The following is a 19,041-nucleotide window of genomic DNA, read 5'->3' on the forward strand; positions in this document are numbered from 1 at the left end:
GCGCTTCGGCAGCGTTTCGGTAGCGCTTCGGCACGCCATGCGTACCGGCACAGAGTAAGTCAACCGCTATCGAATCAAAAATAACAATTTATTATGGCTATATAACGACCGATCCAGGCGGCGTTCCGTTCTCATTGACAGTCCGCATCGGCCTGCACCATCATCGAAGCGCCCCTCCGGCCTCAAGCCACCGGCCCCTGCCGCCATCGCCATGTTCGTCCTGATCCTGCTGCTGCTGATCCTGATCAGCGCCTTCTTCTCGATCTCCGAGATCGCCCTGACCGCCGCGCGCCGCACCAAGCTGCAGACGCTGTCCGAGCGTGGCGACCGGCGCGCGACCAAGGTGATGCTGCTCAAGGAGGAGCCGGGCAACTTCTTCACCATCGTGCAGATCGGCGTCAATACCGTCGCCATCCTGGCCGGCGTACTGGGCGAGAAGCATCTGTCGGACTTCGCCTTCGCGCTGCTGTCGCCCTATTTCACCGACACGGTCGCGCAGCGCATGGCCAATATCGGCTCCTTCCTGCTGGTCACGCTGCTGTTCATCCAGTTCGCCGACCTGATTCCGAAGCGGATCGCGATGAGCTTCCCCGAAACGTGCGCGCTGGCGGTGATCGGGCCGATGCTGTGGCTGCTGAAGGTCCTCAAGCCGCTGGTCTGGCTGTTCAACGCCGCCGCCGACGCCGCGCTGAAGCTGCTCGGCCTGCCGACCAAGGCCGTGGAGCAGATCACGTCCGAAGACATCGCGGCGATGGTCGATGCCGGCGCCGAGGCCGGCGTGCTGCTCAAGCACGAGATCCATCTGATCGAGAACGTGTTCGAGCTCGACTCCAAGAGCGTGACGGCGATCATGACGCCGCGGGACGAGGTGGTGTACCTCGCGCTGGACGAAAGCCCCGACAGCCTGCGGCGCAAGCTGGTCAAGTATCCGCACGCGCAATATCCGGTCTGCGACCACGACCTGGACGACGTGCAGGGCTTCGTCGAATCGCAGGACATCCTGCGCTCGATGCTGGCCGACGAGGCGGATTCCGCGATCGCCAACCTGGCGCGGCACTACGACAAGAACGTGCTGGTGATTCCCGACACGCTGACGCTGTCCGAGGCGATGACGCGCTTTCGCGAGATGCACCAGAGCTTCGCGGTGGTGATGAACGAATACGGGCTGGTGGTCGGCATCGTCACGCTCGACGATATCGTCGGCGCGCTGATGGGCGACATCCTCTATTCGTCGGAGGACGAGCAGATCGTGCGGCGCGACGAGGACTCGTGGCTCGTCGATGGCGTGACGCCGCTGGTCGACCTGAAGAAGGCGCTCGATCTCGACACGCTGCCGGCAGAGGACTATGTCGACACCGCGGCCGGACTGGTGATCTACACGCTGAAGCGCATCCCGAAGAAGTCGGAGTTCATCGAGACCGCGGACTACCGCTTCGAGGTGCTCGACATCGACCACCACAAGATCGACCAGCTGCTGGTGTCGCGGCTGCCGGCGGGGCGCGGCACTGGCACTGGCACTGGCACCGGCACTGGTACTGGCACCAGCACCGGCAGCGCCGCTGGTCCTAAGCCGGCGCAGGCATCGCCGCAGCCCGTGGCGCCGGCGGTCGCGCCGCCGGCCGGTCCGGCGGCCGATCCAGCCGCGCCGGACTCCGCTCCATCTCCGGCCTCGGCCCCGGCGCCGGCACAACGGGCACGGCCTTAGCGGCGTCTCGATAGCGCTCCACGTTGTGGGGCAGATGATAGACCGCGACCCAGGCGCCCGCTGCCAGCGCGGCCGCCGCGGCGACGCCGGCCAGCGGCGCCGGCGACAGCCTGGCCGGCACATGCAGCGTCAGATAGGCGGTGGCCAGCATCACGATCCACGCCATGCCGAGCGCGTAACCGGCCACCACGTCCGACAGCCAATGCATGCCCAGATAGAGCCGCGACAGGCCGATGGCGACCACCACGGTCGCCGTCACCGCCAGCACCGGAATGCGCACGCGCCAGGGCTGCCGCACGCAGAGCAGGAACGCCAGGAAGCCGTAGGTGACCATGCTGCTGGTCGCGTGGCCGCTCGGAAATGAAAACGACTCGACGCCGCCGTAGATGCTGGCCGGGCGGCCGCGCGCCAGGCCGTACTTGAGCACCAGCACGCAGGCACGCGCGCCGATCAACGCGATCGTCCAATAGATCGCGGCGGCCCACGCGCGGCGCCACGCCAGCCAGCCGAACACCGCGATGCCGATCGCCACCGCGATGCGCGCGCCGCCGAATTCCGTGATGGCGGTCATCGCGACGTCGAGCCAGTCCTGCCGGCCCTGCTGCAGCCACGCGAACACCGCCTGGTCGACCCGCACCAGCGGCGTTTCCGCGGCCACCGCCACCGCAAGCCAGATCAGCAGGCCGCCGCTGCCAAGCAGCACCGCGGCCGCGAGCACGACCAGCAGGATCTCGGCGACCTCGCGCTCCAGCAGCTTCAGCACCCGCGGCCAGCGCTCGCCAGCCCGCGCGTGCAGCGCATCGCGCGCGACGTGCCGCAGCGAATCGAGCAGCCGTACCACCGGATGGATCAGCACCAGCGCGATGCGGACCAGGCAGAGCCCCAGCACGGCCAGCACGACGAACAGCAGCAGGCCGCCGATCAGCAGGCCGGGCGTGGGCTGCTCGAAGCGCAGCCAGGCAGGCCAGGCCGCGATCAGCTCGTCCATCGTGGCCTCTGGCTCGTGCTCGATCTCGTGCTCGATCTGGTGCTCAATCTCGTCATCCGTTTCGTCGCCATTGGTGGCATGGGCAGGTTCCGTGTTTTCGTAATTCTCGCGGCAATGACCGTGTCATCCGGGCCGGGTACAACACCGCGTCAATCCGCATGATAGAACGCGCGCCGTGCGGATCGCGCCCGCGCCGCCGGGTCGCGCCCACGCTGCCGGGTCGCTCGCGCCCGCGCCGCAATCAGGCAGCGATCGCACTGAACTCACGCTTGAAAAATTTGCAGTGGCCGCGCCGGCACGAAGCCGTTAGGCTATGCAGCGAGCGCGACGAGGAGACAACCCCGATGCCCCGCGACGATACCCCACCCCTGCAGCATCTGCATCCCAAGCTGCGCCAGGTCAGCAACGGCAGCGAGCCGGTCAACCAGCTGCGCGCGCAATATTCGCAATGCGTGGTGACCCGCAAGTCCGCGCTGCCCGAGCCGGCCGAGCGACGGCTGGCGATCGAGCAGCAGGAACGCGACCGCTTTGCCGCCGGCCTCAGCGACTACAGTTGCCTGACCGTGCATCGCGGCCGCGTGACGCGTCCCAAGCAGCAGGCCATGCCGGTGGCCGACGACGTCTTCATCAACGTGATCGTCGAGACCGAGCCGCGCGAGCCGGGCGCACCCGACGATACCGAGCACGTGCTGCGCGCGATCGACCGCATGCTGGCCGAGGCCGGCCATCGTCGCCGGCCCGGGCAGCAGCCCGCCACGCCGCTGCTGCATCGGCGCAATTTCATCGCGGCCACCGTGCCGATCTCCACGTTGCGCGGTCTGGCCGCGCTCGAGGGCGTGCGCTACGTGCACCGCAGCGAAACGCTGTCGCTGCGGCTGCCGCGCCCTGATCGCGGCCCGGCCGCAGCGGCGGCGATCGCACCGACGCCGCGGCGCGTCGCGGTCGATGGCCAGGCGCAGAGCGGCGCCGGCGTGCTGATCGGCATCATCGATGTGGGCGGCTTCGATTTCTCGCATCCGGATTTTCTCGATGCCGACGGCAATACGCGCTTCCTGTCTATCTGGGATCAGGGCGGCGATTTCCGCCCGCCGCCGCAGGCCTTCGGCTATGGCGCCGAGCTGACGCGCGAGCGCCTGAACGCGGCGCTGCAGGCGGCGCGCAAGGGCGGACCGCCCGCCACCGAGCTGGAGCGCCAGTCGCAGCAGGAGCCCGGCTCGCATGCGACCCATGTCGCCAGCATCGCGGCGGGCAACCAGGGCCTGTGTCCCGGTGCGCTGATCGCCGGCGTGCTGATCAGCGTCGAGCCGCCCGGCGACGACTATGCCGCGCGGCGCTGGACCTTCAGCGATGCCTCGCGCATCGTCCATGCGGTCGAATATCTGCTGGCCGTTGCCGAGCGCGAGGGCCTGCCGCTGTCGATCAATATCAGCCTGGGGACCAACGGCGGCTCGCACGACGGCGCCAATGGCACCTGCCGCTGGCTCGACGCGTTCCTCGCCACGCCGGGCCGCGCGATCTCGATCGCGGCCGGCAATGCGGGACAGGAGCGTCCCACCGACGAGGACCGCTTCGGCTGGATCATGGGCCGCATCCATACCAGCGGCAAGATCGCGGCCAAGGGCCTGACGGTCGAACTCGAATGGATCGTGGTCGGCGACGGCATCGCAGACCTGTCCGAGAACGAGCTGGAGATCTGGTACGGCGCGCAGGACCGCTTCACGGTCTCGGTGCAGCCGCCGGGCTCCACCGAGTGGTACGAGGTCGCGCCGCGGCAGTACATCGAGAACCGCAGGCTGCCTGATGGCACCGTGCTGTCGGTCTACAACGAGCTCTACCATCCGTCCAACGGCGACAACTACATCGGCGTCTATCTGTCGCCCTTCCTCGATGCGCGCGCCTATACGCCGATCACGGCCGGCGTGTGGAAGGTGCGGCTGCATGGCGACGAGATCCGCGACGGCAGCTTTCACGCATGGATCGAACGCGACGATCCGATGGAGCTGCAGCGGCGGCGGGAGCTGGCGGCCTACCGCTTTCCGTCGTTCTTCGCCGAGGCGACCAACGTCGATTCGCATTCGATCAATTCGCTCGCCTGCGCGCATTGGGTGATCGGCGTGGCGAACGCCGACGCGGAGCAGGCACGGGTCCATATCTCCAGCAGCCAGGGGCCGACCCGTGACGGGCGCAACAAGCCCGACGTCTGCGCGCCGGGCACCGGCATCGTCGCCGCCAACGGCTTCGTCGAGGGCGGCGGCTGGGTCGCGATGACCGGCACCAGCATGGCCAGTCCCTATGTGTGCGGCGTCATCGGGCTGATGCTGGCCGCCAAGCCGACGCTGACGGCGGCGCAGTGCCAGGGGATCCTGCGGCGCACCGCGCGGCCGTTGCCCTCGCACGACTACGCCTGGCGCAACGACGCGGGCTACGGCCTGATCGACCCGGTCGCCGCGATCGAGGAGGCGCGCGCCTTCGACGAGCGCCGCGAGCGGCGTGACCCACCAGCGCGGAGGCGCGCATGAAGATCCGCCTGTTCCAGTCCTATCAGGGCGACTGCCTGCTGATCGAGGCGGCGTCGGGCCATCGGATGCTGTGCGATGGCGGCACCGGCGCGGCGATGCGCGATTTCGTCGCGCCGTCGCTGGAGCGGCTCGCGCGCGACGACGCCATGCTCGATCTGGTCTACGTCTCCCATATCGACGACGACCATCTGGGCGGCATTCTCGCGATGCTCGAGGCCGCGCTCGAATGGAAGGTCTACGACTACCACGCCGAGCGCGGCGATCCGCCGGCCAAGCCGGCGTCGCGCCGCGTGCCGCGCATCGGCGCGCTGTGGCACAACGCCTTCCACGACCAGATCGGCGCCAACGCGGGACCGATCCACTCGCTGCTCGCGGCCAGCGCGCGGGCGTTGCGGGCCAGCCACGTCGAGCCGCTCGAGGTGCTCGGGCGCGAGTACGCCCGCATTGCCAACTCGGTGCCGCAGGCGCTGCGGGTGTCCCGGCTGGTCAAGGCCGACCTGCTCGATATTCCGTTGAATCCGCCATTGGGCGAGGTGGTAACGCCGGCGTCGGCGTCGGCGTCGGCGTCGGCGTCGGCGTCGGCCGGCAAGCTGATCATCGCGCGGCCGGATGCCGCCGCGCAGGCGCTCGGCTCGCTGCGCATCCGCGTGCTCGGCCCCACCGCCGCGGAACTGAAGCGGCTGCGCGAAGGCTGGAACCACTGGCTGCGCGATCCCGCCAATCGGCTGCGTGCCCAGGCCATCCGCGACCGCTACGCCAGCGGCTTGCTGGCGATGGCCGGCGGCCGGGCCGACGATCCGTTCGACCTGCGCGAGTGGGAGGGCACGCCGTCATACCAGGGCGTCACCACGCCGAATATCGCGTCGCTGATCCTGCTGGTCGAAGAGGAAGACCGTCGCGTGCTGCTGACCGGCGACGCGCATCCCGACATGATCCTGGCCGGGCTGAAGCAGGCCGAACTGCTGCGCGATGGCGCGCTGCACGTCGACGTGCTGAAGGTCCAGCATCACGGCTCCGAGCACAATATGTCGCCGGCGTTCTGCCGCACGGTGTCGGCCGACCATTACCTGTTCTGCGGCAACGGCGCGCATACCAACCCGGAGCTGACCGTGCTCGACGCCCTGCTGGCCGCGCGCGTCGGCTCCGCCGAGCAGCGGGCACGCGCGCCGGAGGCCGAATCGCGGCCCTTCACGTTCTGGTTCAATACCACCGCCGCGGCGCAGACCCAGCAAAGCCATATCGCCCACATGGAGCGGGTCCAGCGTTGGGCCGACGCCGCGCTGCGCAAGCACGGTCCGCGGCTGCGGGTGCGCTTCGTCGAAGGCGCCTACGCCAGCCTGACGCTGCGCTGAGCGGCAGCATCGGCGCGGCCATGTCGGTGCGCGATCCGGCGGCTATTTGAGAGCGTGCTCGAAGGCGACCGCCGGCGCGGACAGGCGCCGGTCCAGTTGCCCCGCCAGTTCCTGCGCGGCCTCGGCAAAACGCTCGCGCAGCTGCTCGGCCAGGCTGGGAATGCCGCGATGGCTGGCGCGCAGCATCTGGATCTCGAAGGCCATCGCCGGCTGGATCTCGTGCAGCGAGACCGCCTGCGGATCGCTGCCGAGGGCGGTGTACTGGTCCAGCAGCGCCACGCCCAGCCCGCTCTCGACCAGCTTGCGCGCCAGCGAATAGGTCTGGACTTCCAGCGTCGAGCGCGGCTCCAGCGCATTGCGCGCCAGCAGCTGGCGCACCATCAGGCCAAGCGAGCTGTGATCGTCGTAGCCGATGAAGGCGCGGTCCATCAGCCTGGCCATCGGCAACGGCGTGCGCCGCGTCGCCCCGGACAGCGGCTGGCCGCGCGGCACTGCCAGCAGCATGCGGCCTTCGGCGACGGTCTGCGCGGCGATCGCCTCGTGCGGCGGCGGCGCGAAGGCGAAGCCGATATCGATCTGGTTGCGCAGCAGGCCCTGCACGATCTCGTCGGTATGGTGGGTCAGCACCTGCACCTGGGTGTCGGGATGACGGGCGCAGAAGCGCTGCAGCGCCGGCACCAGCAGCGGATCGGCCAGGCTGGGCGTCGCCGCCACGCGCAGCCGGCCGGCGCCCTTGTGGCGCAGGCTCTCGGAGACCCGCCGCACGCGGTCGATCTCGCCATATAGCCGCTCGACATCGCCGTACAGCGCGGTGGCCTCGGGCGTCGGCCGCAGCCGGCCCTTGGCGCGGTCGAACAGGCGGAAGCCGAGCGAGGCCTCCGCATGCTGCAGCACGCGCGTGACCACCGGCTGCGAGACATGCAGCAGCCGCGCCGCCTCGCTGACGGTGCCGGTCAGCATCACGGCGCGGAAGATCTCGATCTGTCGCAGGCGCATGGGAATTCCGGGGGGCCGGGCAGGGTATAGCCGAAAGACATATTCTGGCACGTCTTCGCATTGGGCAGCCGGGCCGCCCTGCTCTACCCTTGCGGGATCGCAAACCGGTAGGGACGGATACGGCAATGAAGGTGGTGATCACCGGCGCCGGCGTGGTCGGCATGGCCACCGCCTGGCAACTGGCCAACGACGGCCATGAGGTCACGGTGCTGGAGCGGCGCGACGGCCCGGGGCTGGAGACCAGCTTCGCCAACGGCGGCCAGCTCAGCTACAGCTATGTCGCGCCGCTGGCCGGTCCCGGCGTGCTGTCCAAGGTGCCGGGCTGGCTGCTGCGACGCGACGCACCGCTGCAGTGGCGGCCGCGGCTGGACCCGGCCCAATGGCGCTGGCTGGCCGCCTTCGTCGGCGCCTGCAATGCCTCGCGCAGCGACGCCACCACGCGCAAGCTGCTGCGGCTGGCCTTCCATTCGCGCGACCGCATGCGGGCCTTGCTGGACGAGCACCAGATCGACTTCGATTTTGCGCGGCGCGGCAAGCTGATCGTCCATCGCGACGCCGCCAGCTTCGATGCCGCGCGCCGGCTGCTGGACTTCCAGGCCGGTCTCGGCAGCGAGCAGCACGCGCTGGACCGCGACGCCTGCGTCGCGCTGGAGCCGGCGCTGGCCGGCATCCGCGACCAGATCGCCGGCGCCATCCATACGCCCAGCGAGGAGGTGGCCGATTGCCACCGCTTCTGCGTCGGGCTGGCCAATCTGCTGCGCCAGCATCCCAATGTGTCGCTGCGCTTCGGCACCGCGGTGCGCGCGATCGAACGCCAGGGCGACGCGGCCCGCGGCGTACATACCGACAACGGCTTCGAGGCCGCCGACGCAGTGGTTCTGGCGGGCGGCATCGGCAGCGCGACGCTGCTGCGCCCGCTCGGGCTGCGCGCGCCGCTGTGGCCGCTGAAGGGGTACAGCATCACGGTACCCGTCGGCACCGGCGCGCAGGCGCCGCATATCAGCGTCACGGACTTCGCGCGCAAGATCGTCTATGCCCGCATCGGCAACACGCTGCGCGTGGCCGGCATGGCCGACCTGACGCGGCCCGATACGCGGATCGACGAACGCCGCGCCGCGACGCTGCTGGACGAGACCCGCTCGGTATTCGGCGGCATCGCCGGCGACCGTCCCTTGTCCGACCTGCAGCCCTGGGCCGGGCTGCGCCCCGCCACACCGAGCGGCCTGCCGCTGATCGGACAGTCGCGGCTGCGCAACCTGTGGCTCAATATCGGCCACGGCGGATTGGGGTTTACGCTGGCGATGGGCAGCGCGGGCCTGCTGGCGGATACGATGGCGGGGCGGCCGCCCGCGGTCGACCCCGCGGACTACAGCGCAACGCTGGCGTAGCGCCCGGCTGCGGCGCGTACGGACACAAGAGCGGAACGAGGAGCCGCCGCTTGCACGGCCCTTGCCAGCAGCACAATCGATGTCGCGTTTCAACAAGAGCCGTTCCACAACCAAGGAGAGCCTGACCATGAAACTGCCTACCGCCACCCGCATCGCGCCACGACCGGCGCGCCGTTCGCTGCGACCCGCGCTGGCCGCGCTGCTGACCGCCGCGCTCGCTTGCGGTGCGTTCGGCACCATCGGCGCCGCCCATGCCCAGCAGAACGACACACTGGCCAAGATCAAGCAGAACGGCGTGATCACCCTGGGCCATCGCGAGTCGTCCATCCCGTTCTCCTATACCAATGGCCGCGAGGTCATGGGGTATTCGCACGAGATCATGATGGCGATCGTCGACAAGGTGAAGACGCAGCTGAACATGCCGAACCTGCAGGTGCGGATGATCCCGATCACCTCGCAGAACCGCATCTCGCTGATGCAGAACGGCACCATCGATCTCGAATGCGGCTCGACCACCAACAACCTCGAGCGCCAGAAGCAGGTGGGCTTCACCAACAGCCTGTTCGTCTACGGCATCCGCATGCTGGTGCGCAAGGACGCCGGCGTGAAGGACTTCGACGACCTGAAGGGCCGCAACGTGGTGACCACCGCCGGCACCACCGGTGAACGCCTGCTGGTCAAGATGAACGGCGAGAAGGCGATGAACATGAACCTGACCGGCGCCAAGGACCACGGCCAGGCCTTCCTGATGCTGGAGTCCGGCCGCGCGGTCGCGTTCGTCATGGACGAGCCGCTGCTGTACGGCGAACTGACCAAGGCCAAGAATCCGGGCGAATGGACCGTCGCCGGCACGCCGCTGCAGACGGAAAACTACGCCTGCATGCTGCGCAAGGACGATCCGCAGTTCAAGGCCCTCGCCGACGGCGTGATCGCCGACCTGATGAAGTCGGGCAAGGCCGAGCAGCTGTACAAGAAGTGGTTCCAGTCGCCGATCCCGCCGCGCGGCATCAACATGAACTACCCGCTGTCGGCCGAGATGAAGGACCTGTTCGCGAACCCGAACGACAAGGCGTTCCAGTAAGCTTCTCGGTCCCTGGCTGAAAGAAGTCCGCATCGGCGCGCACTGCCGATGCGGACTTTTCTCATTGTGGGCACGCCTCCATCCGAAACGTAAAGTGCGTGCATTTTTCAGAAGCTTCGATGTGGCGCGATCGGCAAGCTACGCAGGTCTCAACCCCAGCATTGCCGATCATGGTTCCGACTTACGACTCTTGCTACAAGCTGCTGTTTTCCGCCCCTCAATTGGTGCGCGAACTGATTACGGGATTCATTCCGGTCGACCGGCTGCACAGCCTTGACTACGACACGCTGGAGCGAAGGTGTCTTGTTGCTGCCCGAATTGGTCAACCTGATGGAGGTCAATATGAGCCTGGTGCTATCGTTGCATACCTACCGGCAAGCCGGCGTGCTCGAAGGCAAGCTGGAGGGCAAGCAGGAAGGTGAAGCGCATGTGCTGCGGAAAGTCCTGGTCCAGCGCTTCGGGCCGCTCCCGCCGGATATTGCGTCCCGAATCGCCGTCGCCAGCCCGGTGCAACTGGAAGCATGGGTCGACCGTCTCGGCGCCGCGCAGTGCCTCGATGACGTCTTTGAGGATCCGAACGGAGAATCGAGAGACGTCTGACGAGTGAGATGCCTCGTCAGGCGGCGTGGGCTCGGGCTGAGCGCTCGGGCAAAGCAAATCGCATCGCCCAAAAACAAAAACCCCCGAAGGCAGGCCTTCGGGGGTTTTGCACTACTGGCGGAGAGGGTGGGATTCGAACCCACGGTACCGTTGCCGGTACGCCTGATTTCGAGTCAGGTACATTCGACCACTCTGCCACCTCTCCTGAACTGGTCGCGTTGCGGCGAAACCGAGATTATAGAGAAGTCAAAAACAGACTGCAAGAGGGTCGGCGCCTTTTTGCGCATGACTTCCTGCTCGCGGCTTCGCCGGCTTCAGGCCTCCGGTTCCAGCCGCGTCAGGCCGCCCAGATACGGCTGCAGCGCGGTCGGCACCGTGACCGAACCGTCCGCGTTCTGGTAGTTCTCCAGAATTGCCACCAGCGTGCGGCCGACGGCCAGGCCCGAGCCGTTCAGCGTGTGCACGAGCTCGGGCTTGCCCTGGCCGGCGCGGTAGCGTGCCTGCATGCGGCGCGCCTGGAAGTCGCCCATGTTCGAGCAGGAGCTGATCTCGCGATAGGTGTTCTGCGCGGGGATCCACACTTCCAGGTCGTAGGTCTTGGTGCTGCCGAAGCCCATGTCGCCGGTGCACAGCACGATGGTGCGGAACGGCAGGTCCAGCTTCTTCAGGATCGCCTCGGCATGGCCGGTCAGCTGCTCGAGCGCGTCGAACGAATCCTCCGGGCGCACGATATGGACCAGCTCGACCTTGTCGAACTGGTGCTGGCGGATCATGCCGCGCGTGTCCTTACCGTAGGAGCCCGCCTCCGAGCGGAAGCACGGCGTATGGGCGACGAAGCGCAGCGGCAGCTCGTCGGCCGACGCGATGGCGTCGCGCATCAGATTGGTCAGCGGCACCTCGGCGGTCGGAATCAGGTAGTAGTTCTCGATCCGCTCGCCGCCGTCCGCGCCCTCGCCGCCCACCTGGCGCGGCACCTTGAACAGGTCGTCCTCGAACTTGGGCAGCTGGCCGGTGCCGCGCATCGACGCCGCATTGACGATATACGGCACGTACATCTCGGTGTAGCCGTGCTCGAGCGTATGGGTGTCGATCATCAGCTGGACCAGCGCGCGATGCATGCGCGCGATGCCGCCGCGCAGTACCGCGAAGCGCGAGCCGGTGATCTTGGCCGCGCTCTCGAAATCGAGGCCGAGCCGCTCGCCCACGTCGACGTGGTCGCGCACCGCGAAGTCGAAGCTGCGCGGCGTGCCGACGCGGCGCACTTCGACGTTGTCGTTTTCGTCCTTGCCGACCGGCACGCTGTCGTGCGGCAGATTCGGCAGCGACAGCATCAGCTGCTGCAGCTGGGCCTGGATGTCGTCCAGGCGCGCCGCCGATTCCTTCAGCGTGTCGCCGATACCGCCGACCTCGGCCATCAGCGCCGATGCGTCCTCGCCCTTGCCCTTGGCCATGCCGATCTGCTTGGACAGCGTGTTGCGGCGGGCCTGCAGTTCCTCGGTGCGGGTCTGCAGTTGCTTGCGCTCGCTTTCGAGCGCCTGGAAGGCGCCCAGGTCGAGTTGGAATCCGCGCGTGGCGAGGCGTTGCGCCACGGCGTCGAGGTCTTTGCGGAGCAGCTGGATGTCGAGCATGTTTGCGGGAAAAGCGTGCGGTCGGAGCGATCGGAGCGATCGGGATGCGGCAGGCATGCCGCCGAACCGCACATTTTACTGCACCGCGACAGGAGCCGGCCGCAGTACCGGCCTGCGGCTCGCGGCCCGCGGACCACGACCGCGCTAGCCGTCGCCCTCGTCCGCCTTGCCGCCCTTGGCCGCCACCTGGCTCTTCTGGCGCCGGTGCCAGGCGTCGTCGAGCTCGCGCAGATGGCGCAGCTTGTCCGAGATCTTGCCCTCCAGGCCGCGCGGCGTGGGCTGGTACCAGCCCTGCGCCTTCAGGTCGTCGGGGAAATAGTGCTCGCCGGCGGCATAGGCCTCGGGCTCGTCGTGCGCGTAGCGGTAGGCATGCCCGTAGCCCAGCTCCTTCATCAGCTTGGTCGGCGCATTGCGCAGATGGACCGGCACCGCGCGCGACTTGTCCTTGGCGACGAAGGCCCGCGCCGCGTTGTAGGCGTTGTAGCCGGCGTTCGACTTGGGAGCGACCGCCAGATAGATCAGCGCCTGCGCCAGCGCCAGTTCACCCTCGGGCGATCCCAGGCGCTCGTAGGTCTCGGCCGCGTCCAGCGTCATGCGTGCCGCGCGCGGATCGGCCAGGCCGATGTCCTCCCACGCCATCCGCACGATGCGGCGGGCCAGGTAGCGAGGATCGGCGCCGCCGTCGAGCATGCGGCAGAACCAGTACAGCGCCGCGTCGGGATCGGAGCCGCGCACCGACTTGTGCAGCGCGCTGATCTGGTCGTAGAACGCATCGCCGCCCTTGTCGAAGCGGCGCAGGTTCTCCGACAGCGCGCTGCCGAGCAGCGCCTTGTCGATCGTCTGCGCGCCGGCGGTACGCGCGGCCCGCGCGACGATCTCGATATTGTTCAGCAGCTTGCGGCCATCGCCGTCGGCGGACGACACGATCAGCTGCAGCGCCTCGTCGTCCCACGCCACGCCGCCCAGCGCCTCGCTGGCGCGCAGTGCAAGCTGGCGCAGCTCCGCGTCGTCCAGGCTCTTGAGCACATAGACCGCGGCCCGCGACAGCAACGCGCCATTGACCTCGAACGACGGGTTCTCCGTGGTCGCGCCGATGAAGGTGAACAGGCCGCTTTCCACATGCGGCAGGAAGGCGTCCTGCTGGCTCTTGTTGAAGCGGTGGACCTCGTCGACGAACACCAGCGTGCGGCGCCCGTGCGCGCGGTATTGCTCGGCGCGCTCGACCGCCTCGCGGATGTCCTTGACGCCCGACAGCACCGCCGACAGCGCAATGAACTCGGCGTCGAAGGCATCGGCCATCAGGCGGGCCAGCGTGGTCTTGCCGACCCCGGGCGGCCCCCACAGGATCATCGAATGCGGCTCGCCCGATTCGAACGCCACGCGCAGCGGCTTGCCCGGGCCGAGCAAGTGCTGCTGGCCAATGACCTCGTCGATATTGCGCGGGCGCAGCCGTTCGGCCAGCGGTTGTCGGGAAGCGTCGGAGGGTTCGGAAAACAGCGAGTCCGGCACGGTGGTCAGGGCTTGGGTTTCAGTGCGGGCGGCGCGCGGGTTGCGGTACAGATGTCCGTGCAGGTCGGCGCAGGTGTCGGTGCAGGTGTCGGTGCTCGTCACCAAGGCACGTCACCAGGCACGTCTCCGGGCACGTCTCCGGGCACGGCTCTGTGCGGGCCGCGCGGCCAGCCAAAGCGCCAGTGTAGTGCATCCGTACGCAACGCCGCCTGGCAGCGCCGAGGCCGGCGCCGCTAGCGCGGAAATGCCACCACGTCGTCGACCTCGACGCGGATGCCGATCCAGTCGCCGACGCCGTGGTCGTGGTGCGACGGCGCCAGCGACAGCACCCTGCCGCCGCTGGCCAGCCGCAGCGTGTAGAGGATCTCGGCGCCGCGGAAGGCCTTGTGCAGGATCTGCGCGCGCAGCGCGCTGGCATCGTCGTGCAGGATGTCGTCGGGGCGGATCAGCACATCGACCTCGGCCACGCCGGGAGCCACGCCGAGGCCATCGCGGCTATGCAGGGTCCCGAGTTCGCAATCGAGCTGCCCCGGCGCGGTCACGCGGGCGGGCATCAGCACGCCCTGCCCGATGAAATCGCCGACGAAGCGCGTGGCGGGCTTGTGATAGAGCTGGTGCGCCGTGCCCCACTGCTCGATCGCGCCGGCATGCATCACGCCGATCTCGTCGGCCATCGCGAACGCTTCGAGCTGGTCGTGCGTGACCAGGATCGCCGTCGCGCCCTGGGCCTTCAGGATCGCGCGCACCTCCAGGCTCAGGCGCTCGCGCAGGTCCACGTCGAGATTGGAGAACGGCTCGTCGAGCAGCAGCAGCTCCGGGCGCGGTGCCAGCGCGCGGGCCAGTGCTACGCGCTGCTGCTGGCCGCCGGACAGCTCGTGCGGAAAGCGCGCGCCGGCGCCGGCCAGGCCGACCAGCTCCAGCACTTCGGCGACGCGCTCTTTCCTGGCCTGCCGGCTCTCCCGATGCAATCCAAAGGCGATGTTGTCGGCGACGCTCAGATGCGGAAACAGCGCGTAGTCCTGGAACACCATGCCGACGCGCCGCCGTTCGGGCGGCACCGCCACGCCCGGCGCCGAGACCAGCTGTCCGTCCAGCACGATCCGTCCGGCACGCAGCGGCTCGAAGCCGGCGATGGCACGCAGCACGGTGGTCTTGCCGCAGCCGCTGGGGCCGAGCAGGCAGCCGATGCTGCCGCGCGCCAACGAGAACGACAGGTCGTCGATGACGATCTGGCTGTCGAAGCCGTGGCGGATGTGCTCGACCTCCAGTACGAGATCGGCCGGCTGGCTGGCAGCGGCGGGCTCGGCAGGCGTGGCGGTCGCGGCAGGCGTGGCGGTCGCGGCAGGGGTGGCATCGGCACCCGGCGAGGTAGCGGACGCTGGACTGGCCGGGGGCGTCGCTGCGGGCGTGACCGCGGCGGCGTCGGTATCGAGATCGAAGGCGGACATGCGAATCATTATAAGTATCAGCAACGCCGGAGCGGCGGTTGATAGAATGCCCCAGCCGTGCCGCCTGCGGCACCCCTCCCCAGCCGATCGCCCGCATGTCCCTGCTCCATCCCGCCCGATTGCCCGATAGCGACCATGCCGTTGCGGCACGGCGCGGACGGCGGCTGACCGCGATCCATCCGCTGTCCTTCGCGGCCGGCCTGGTGGCCCTGCTGATCGCGGTGCCGATCCTGGTGGTGGCGGCCAGCCTGCTGACGCCCAGCACCGAGACCTGGCATCACCTGGCCGACACGGTGCTGGGCGAATACATCGCCAACACGCTGTGGCTGCTGGCCGGCGTCACCGTCGGCGTGCTGCTGCTGGGCGTGCCGACCGCGTGGCTCGTCTGCACGTACCGCTTTCCCGGCCGCGGCCTGATGGAATGGGCGCTGGTGCTGCCGCTGGCGATGCCGGCCTACGTGATCGCCTACGCCTATACCGACGCGCTGCAGTTCGCCGGGCCGGTGCAGAGCTGGCTGCGCGCGCTGACCGGCTGGGGCGCGCGCGACTACTGGTTTCCGGACGTGCGGACGCTGGGCGGCGCCATCGTGCTGTTCTCGCTGGTGCTCTATCCCTACGTCTACCTGACCGCGCGCGCCGCCTTCCTGCAGCAGACGCTGAACACGCTGGAGGCGGCCCGCCTGCTCGGCCATGGGCCCTGGCGTAGCGTGCTGCGCGTGATGCTGCCGCTGGCGCGCCCGGGCATCGCGGCCGGCACCGCGCTGGCGCTGATGGAGACGCTGGCGGACTTCGGCACCGTCGCCTATTTCGCGATTCCGACCTTCTCGACCGGGATCTACCGCGCGTGGTTCTCGCTCGGCGACAAGAGCGCCGCCGCGCAGCTGTCGGCGTGCATGCTGGCCTTCGTGATCGCCATCCTGGTGGCCGAGCGCATCTCGCGCGGGCGGGCCCGCGTGCATGGCGGTCAGCGCCGCCTGCCGGCGTATCGGCTGACCGGCTGGCGCGGCGCGGCCGCGCTCGGCACGTGCGCGCTGCCGGTGTTGCTGGGCTTCCTGGTGCCGGCGCTGATGCTGTTCGAGATGGCGTTCACCGACGGCGACGCGCAGTTCGGCCCGCGCTTTGTCGGACTGGTGCGCAACAGCTTCGTGCTGGCCAGCGTCACCGCGCTGGCCGCGGTGCTGATCGCGCTGGCGATCGGCTATGCCGGCCGGCTCGGCCGCGGCTGGCCGATGCGGGCACTGCTGCGGCTCTGCGGCATGGGCTATGCGCTGCCGGGCTCGGTGATCGCGGTGGGCGTGCTGGTGCCGGTGGCGCGGCTCGACAATGCGATCGCCGGCTGGGTCGAGCAGTTGACCGGCGTGTCGCCGGGACTGCTGCTGACCGGGGGCATCGCCGCGCTGGTCTACGCCTATCTGGTGCGCTTTCTCGGCGTCGCGCTGCAGACCGTCAATGCCGGGCTGGCCAAGATCACGCCCAGCATGGACACCGCGGCCCGCAGCCTCGGCCACGGGCCGGCCGCGACGCTGCGCCGCGTGCATCTGCCGATGCTGCGCGGCAGCCTGCTGACGGCGGCGCTGATCGTCTTCGTCGACGTGATGAAGGAATTGCCGGCGACGTTCGTGATGCGCCCCTTCAATTTCGACACGCTGGCCGTGCAGGCCTACAACCTCGCCGCCGACGAGCGGCTGGCCGAGGCCGCGACGGCCTCGCTGGTGATCGTGCTGGTCGGGCTGATCCCGGTGATCGTGCTGTCGCGCCAGATCCGCCGCAGCGCGCAGGACTGAGCAACCGCGCGCAGTCCGTTGGGCGCAGTCCGTCGGTAGCGTACCTGCATCGGTGCAGGTGGGCTGACCTCCTCTCGATGCCGAATTAAAGACCGCCGCCATTTCCGCCGATATCCCGTGAATGCGAAGCTGGGCCGCGCAGGCGGCCCGCTTTCCTCGAACACGAAGGGCGGGAGTCGTATGCAAATTCGTTACCGGATGCTGGTCTTCAAGATGTCGCGCCTGGCCAGCCAGAACAAGCTGACCGCAGTGCAGGAGATCGGCTTCGCCACCGAGCTCGCCGAACTGGTGGTCAAGGAAGGCATCGCCGAGCGCGTGGTGCAGGAACTGTTCGACGATGAACATCCGCAACTGCGCCGCATCGCCATCAATGCGATCCGCCGCACCGGCCGCTTCGACGTGCCGGGATTGCAGTCGGCGCTGCTGCGCAGGTTGTCCGATGCCGAGCCGTGGCTGCGCCACGATGCGGTCTGGGTCATGCAGGAAGCAGCGATGGATGGCGGCCTGGTGCGCGCAGGGCTGCGCCGGCTGGCCGGCGCCGTGCAATTGCCGCAGGACGCGGTACGCGCCAAGTCGAACCCCGGGGATGCGCTGTTGCAGGCCCAGGTGCGCGCCCGGCAGGCGCTCGATGCCTTGCTGAAGAAGGATGCGCAGGCCGCGCTGGCGGCGTTGCGGGCCACGCTGGCGACGTTCGCCGCGCTGAATCAGGAGCCGTATGGCAGCGGCACGGTGGGCCAGATGAACCTGGCGCGGCGGGAACTGCAGCGCCGCATGGCCAGGCGGGCGCTGTCGAGCAGCACGCGGCTGACGTTCCGCCGCGTCGAGGGGCCGGACGGCAAGACGGGCTTCGCGGAGAGCGCCAGCACCGCCGGCTCCGTTGAAGGCGGCGGCGCGAGCGACGATGCGGCCGGCGGCGATCCGTCGTGAGGACCGGCGCCGGCCGCGCCCTTGCGCCGGCGCTTACTTGAAGCCGGCCTTGTCCGCCAGCTTCTGCGCAACCGGCTGATACTTGCCGAGCTCGGCCACGTTGATGCGGTCCGCCTTGAAGCTGCCCAGCGCTTCCAGCGCCGGGTTGGCGACCTTGACGCTCGGCACCACCGGCCATTCGTTGTTGCCGTTGGCGAAGTAGGCCTGAGCCTCGTCGCTGGCCAGGTACTCCAGGAACTTGACCGCCGACTCCTTGTTCGGCGCGTGCTTGAGCATGCCGCCGCCCGAGATGTTCATGTGCACGCCCTGGCTGTCCTGGTTCGGCCAGACCACGCCGAGCTTGTCCGCGACCGCCTTGTCCTCGGGCTTGGTCGACTTCAGCAGGCGCGCGATGTAGTAGGTGTTCGAGATCGCCAGATCGCATTCGCCGGCGGCCACGGCCTTGAGCTGGTCGGTGTCGCCGCCCTTGGGCGTGCGCGCCAGATTGGCCACCACGCCCTGCGCCCAGCGCTCGGTCTTCGCTTCGCCGTCATGCGCGATCAGGCTGGAGATCAGCGACAGGTTGTAGACGTGGCCGCTGGAGCGCGTGCACAGCTTGCCCTTCCACTTCGGGTCGGCCAGGTCCTCGTAGGTCTTGATGTCGCCCGGCTTGACGGTGTCCTTGTTGTAGGCGATCACGCGGGCGCGCGCCGAGAAGCCGAACCATTCGCCGTTGGGATCGCGGAAGTTGGCGGGGATGCGCGACTCGAGCACCTTCGACTTGACCGGCGCGAACACGCCGGCCTGCTGGGCACGCCACAGGCGGCCGATATCGACGGTGATGAAGACGTCGGCGGGGCTGTTGGCGCCCTCGCTCTTGATCCGCTCGAGCAGCGGGTCTTCCTGCCCCTCGATGCGATTGATCTTGATGCCGGTCTGTTTGGTGAAGTTGCTGTACAGCGCCTCGTCGGTCTGGTAGTGCCGGGCCGTATAGAGGTTCAGCACCTTTTCCTGAGAGCCCTGGGCCATCGCGGCCAGGGGAATCGACGCGGCGCTGGCCGCCATGGTGAGAGCTGCCGCCGCGGGCAGCAGACGACGAAACACGTACATGGACTCCTCCGGGCTTTGCGGTTGCGC

The 19,041-nt window shown here is 68.8% G+C and carries 14 protein-coding genes, 1 tRNA gene and 1 pseudogene; 9 read left to right on the plus strand and 7 right to left on the minus strand.

The window, feature by feature from the left end:
- The first annotated feature begins 211 nt into the window (after nt 1-211).
- Nucleotides 212-1,705, plus strand: coding sequence for a hemolysin family protein (locus tag F1599_RS19725; protein ID WP_223819773.1), 1,494 nt, complete (start codon nt 212-214; stop codon nt 1,703-1,705).
- A 148-nt stretch (nt 1,706-1,853) separates the two neighbouring features.
- Here the strand turns inward: F1599_RS19725 and F1599_RS26550 are convergent.
- Nucleotides 1,854-2,693 (minus strand): annotated as a pseudogene (locus F1599_RS26550) (phosphatase PAP2 family protein); the annotation flags it as partial.
- 15 nt (nt 2,694-2,708) lie between these two features.
- On the opposite strand from F1599_RS26550, the gene F1599_RS25970 reads away from it, so the two are divergent.
- The 3 genes from F1599_RS25970 to F1599_RS19740 all read left to right on the plus strand — a co-directional run bounded on the left by F1599_RS25970 (nt 2,709) and on the right by F1599_RS19740 (nt 6,564).
- Nucleotides 2,709-2,855 carry a hypothetical protein gene (locus F1599_RS25970; RefSeq protein WP_190286413.1) on the plus strand — a complete coding sequence of 49 codons (147 nt, stop codon included), beginning with the start codon at nt 2,709-2,711 and terminating at the stop codon, nt 2,853-2,855.
- Nucleotides 2,856-3,037: 182 nt separating this feature from the next.
- Nucleotides 3,038-5,212: a S8 family peptidase gene (locus F1599_RS19735; RefSeq protein ID WP_190286414.1), complete on the plus strand. Its 2,175-nt coding sequence runs from the start codon at nt 3,038-3,040 to the stop codon at nt 5,210-5,212.
- Complete coding sequence (locus tag F1599_RS19740) at nt 5,209-6,564, plus strand: MBL fold metallo-hydrolase (protein WP_150084198.1); 1,356 nt, start codon at nt 5,209-5,211, stop codon at nt 6,562-6,564. The genes F1599_RS19735 and F1599_RS19740 overlap by 4 nt, the downstream gene beginning before the upstream one ends.
- Before the next feature lie 42 nt (nt 6,565-6,606).
- Here F1599_RS19740 and F1599_RS19745 read toward each other — a convergent pair whose 3' ends face one another.
- On the minus strand, nt 6,607-7,560 hold the full coding sequence (locus F1599_RS19745; protein WP_150084199.1) for a LysR family transcriptional regulator: 954 nt from the start codon (nt 7,558-7,560) through the stop codon (nt 6,607-6,609).
- Nucleotides 7,561-7,685: 125 nt separating this feature from the next.
- Here F1599_RS19745 and F1599_RS19750 point away from each other — a divergent pair, with 125 nt between their 5' ends.
- From F1599_RS19750 to F1599_RS19760, 3 genes are all read left to right on the plus strand, one after another.
- Nucleotides 7,686-8,948 carry a D-amino acid dehydrogenase gene (locus F1599_RS19750; protein ID WP_150084200.1) on the plus strand — a complete coding sequence of 421 codons (1,263 nt, stop codon included), beginning with the start codon at nt 7,686-7,688 and terminating at the stop codon, nt 8,946-8,948.
- 127 nt (nt 8,949-9,075) lie between these two features.
- Nucleotides 9,076-10,029, plus strand: a complete 954-nt coding sequence (locus F1599_RS19755) for a glutamate/aspartate ABC transporter substrate-binding protein (RefSeq protein WP_150084201.1) — start codon at nt 9,076-9,078, stop codon at nt 10,027-10,029.
- Between the two features lie 303 nt (nt 10,030-10,332).
- Nucleotides 10,333-10,629, plus strand: a complete 297-nt coding sequence (locus F1599_RS19760) for a DUF4351 domain-containing protein (RefSeq protein WP_150084202.1) — start codon at nt 10,333-10,335, stop codon at nt 10,627-10,629.
- 115 nt (nt 10,630-10,744) lie between these two features.
- Here the strand turns inward: F1599_RS19760 and F1599_RS19765 are convergent.
- The 4 genes from F1599_RS19765 to F1599_RS19780 all read right to left on the minus strand — a co-directional run bounded on the left by F1599_RS19765 (nt 10,745) and on the right by F1599_RS19780 (nt 15,214).
- Nucleotides 10,745-10,834, minus strand: a tRNA-Ser gene (locus tag F1599_RS19765).
- A gap of 109 nt (nt 10,835-10,943) precedes the next feature.
- Nucleotides 10,944-12,257, minus strand: coding sequence for a serine--tRNA ligase (gene serS, locus F1599_RS19770; protein WP_149317849.1), 1,314 nt, complete (start codon nt 12,255-12,257; stop codon nt 10,944-10,946).
- Nucleotides 12,258-12,401: 144 nt separating this feature from the next.
- Entirely contained in the window at nt 12,402-13,766 is a 1,365-nt protein-coding gene (locus tag F1599_RS19775) for a replication-associated recombination protein A (protein WP_150084505.1), read from the minus strand.
- A gap of 233 nt (nt 13,767-13,999) precedes the next feature.
- Entirely contained in the window at nt 14,000-15,214 is a 1,215-nt protein-coding gene (locus F1599_RS19780) for an ABC transporter ATP-binding protein (protein ID WP_150084203.1), read from the minus strand.
- A 95-nt stretch (nt 15,215-15,309) separates the two neighbouring features.
- On the opposite strand from F1599_RS19780, the gene F1599_RS19785 reads away from it, so the two are divergent.
- Together F1599_RS19785 and F1599_RS19790 are read left to right on the plus strand one after the other, a co-directional pair.
- The gene (locus tag F1599_RS19785) at nt 15,310-16,998 is read left to right on the plus strand and encodes an ABC transporter permease (protein WP_150084204.1); all 1,689 of its coding nucleotides are present in this window, start codon (nt 15,310-15,312) and stop codon (nt 16,996-16,998) included.
- Between the two features lie 180 nt (nt 16,999-17,178).
- Nucleotides 17,179-17,925, plus strand: coding sequence for a hypothetical protein (locus F1599_RS19790; RefSeq protein WP_223819774.1), 747 nt, complete (start codon nt 17,179-17,181; stop codon nt 17,923-17,925).
- 33 nt (nt 17,926-17,958) lie between these two features.
- Here F1599_RS19790 and F1599_RS19795 read toward each other — a convergent pair whose 3' ends face one another.
- Entirely contained in the window at nt 17,959-19,014 is a 1,056-nt protein-coding gene (locus F1599_RS19795) for a Fe(3+) ABC transporter substrate-binding protein (RefSeq protein ID WP_149317846.1), read from the minus strand.
- Nucleotides 19,015-19,041: the final 27 nt, after the last annotated feature.

This window comes from Cupriavidus cauae, assembly GCF_008632125.1.
Classification (GTDB): Bacteria; Pseudomonadota; Gammaproteobacteria; order Burkholderiales; family Burkholderiaceae; genus Cupriavidus; species Cupriavidus cauae.

Excerpts from the sequence above, each read along its gene's own strand:
- F1599_RS19725 (WP_223819773.1), top strand. The coding sequence starts at position 212 with ATGTTCGTCCTGATCCTGCTGCTGCTGATCCTGATCAGCGCCTTCTTC.
- F1599_RS19735 (WP_190286414.1), top strand. The coding sequence starts at position 3,038 with ATGCCCCGCGACGATACCCCACCCCTGCAGCATCTGCATCCCAAGCTG.
- F1599_RS19740 (WP_150084198.1), top strand. The coding sequence starts at position 5,209 with ATGAAGATCCGCCTGTTCCAGTCCTATCAGGGCGACTGCCTGCTGATC.
- F1599_RS19745 (WP_150084199.1), bottom strand. The coding sequence starts at position 7,560 with ATGCGCCTGCGACAGATCGAGATCTTCCGCGCCGTGATGCTGACCGGC.
- F1599_RS19750 (WP_150084200.1), top strand. The coding sequence starts at position 7,686 with ATGAAGGTGGTGATCACCGGCGCCGGCGTGGTCGGCATGGCCACCGCC.
- F1599_RS19755 (WP_150084201.1), top strand. The coding sequence starts at position 9,076 with ATGAAACTGCCTACCGCCACCCGCATCGCGCCACGACCGGCGCGCCGT.
- serS (WP_149317849.1), bottom strand. The coding sequence starts at position 12,257 with ATGCTCGACATCCAGCTGCTCCGCAAAGACCTCGACGCCGTGGCGCAA.
- F1599_RS19780 (WP_150084203.1), bottom strand. The coding sequence starts at position 15,214 with ATGTCCGCCTTCGATCTCGATACCGACGCCGCCGCGGTCACGCCCGCA.
- F1599_RS19785 (WP_150084204.1), top strand. The coding sequence starts at position 15,310 with ATGTCCCTGCTCCATCCCGCCCGATTGCCCGATAGCGACCATGCCGTT.
- F1599_RS19790 (WP_223819774.1), top strand. The coding sequence starts at position 17,179 with ATGCAAATTCGTTACCGGATGCTGGTCTTCAAGATGTCGCGCCTGGCC.
- F1599_RS19795 (WP_149317846.1), bottom strand. The coding sequence starts at position 19,014 with ATGTACGTGTTTCGTCGTCTGCTGCCCGCGGCGGCAGCTCTCACCATG.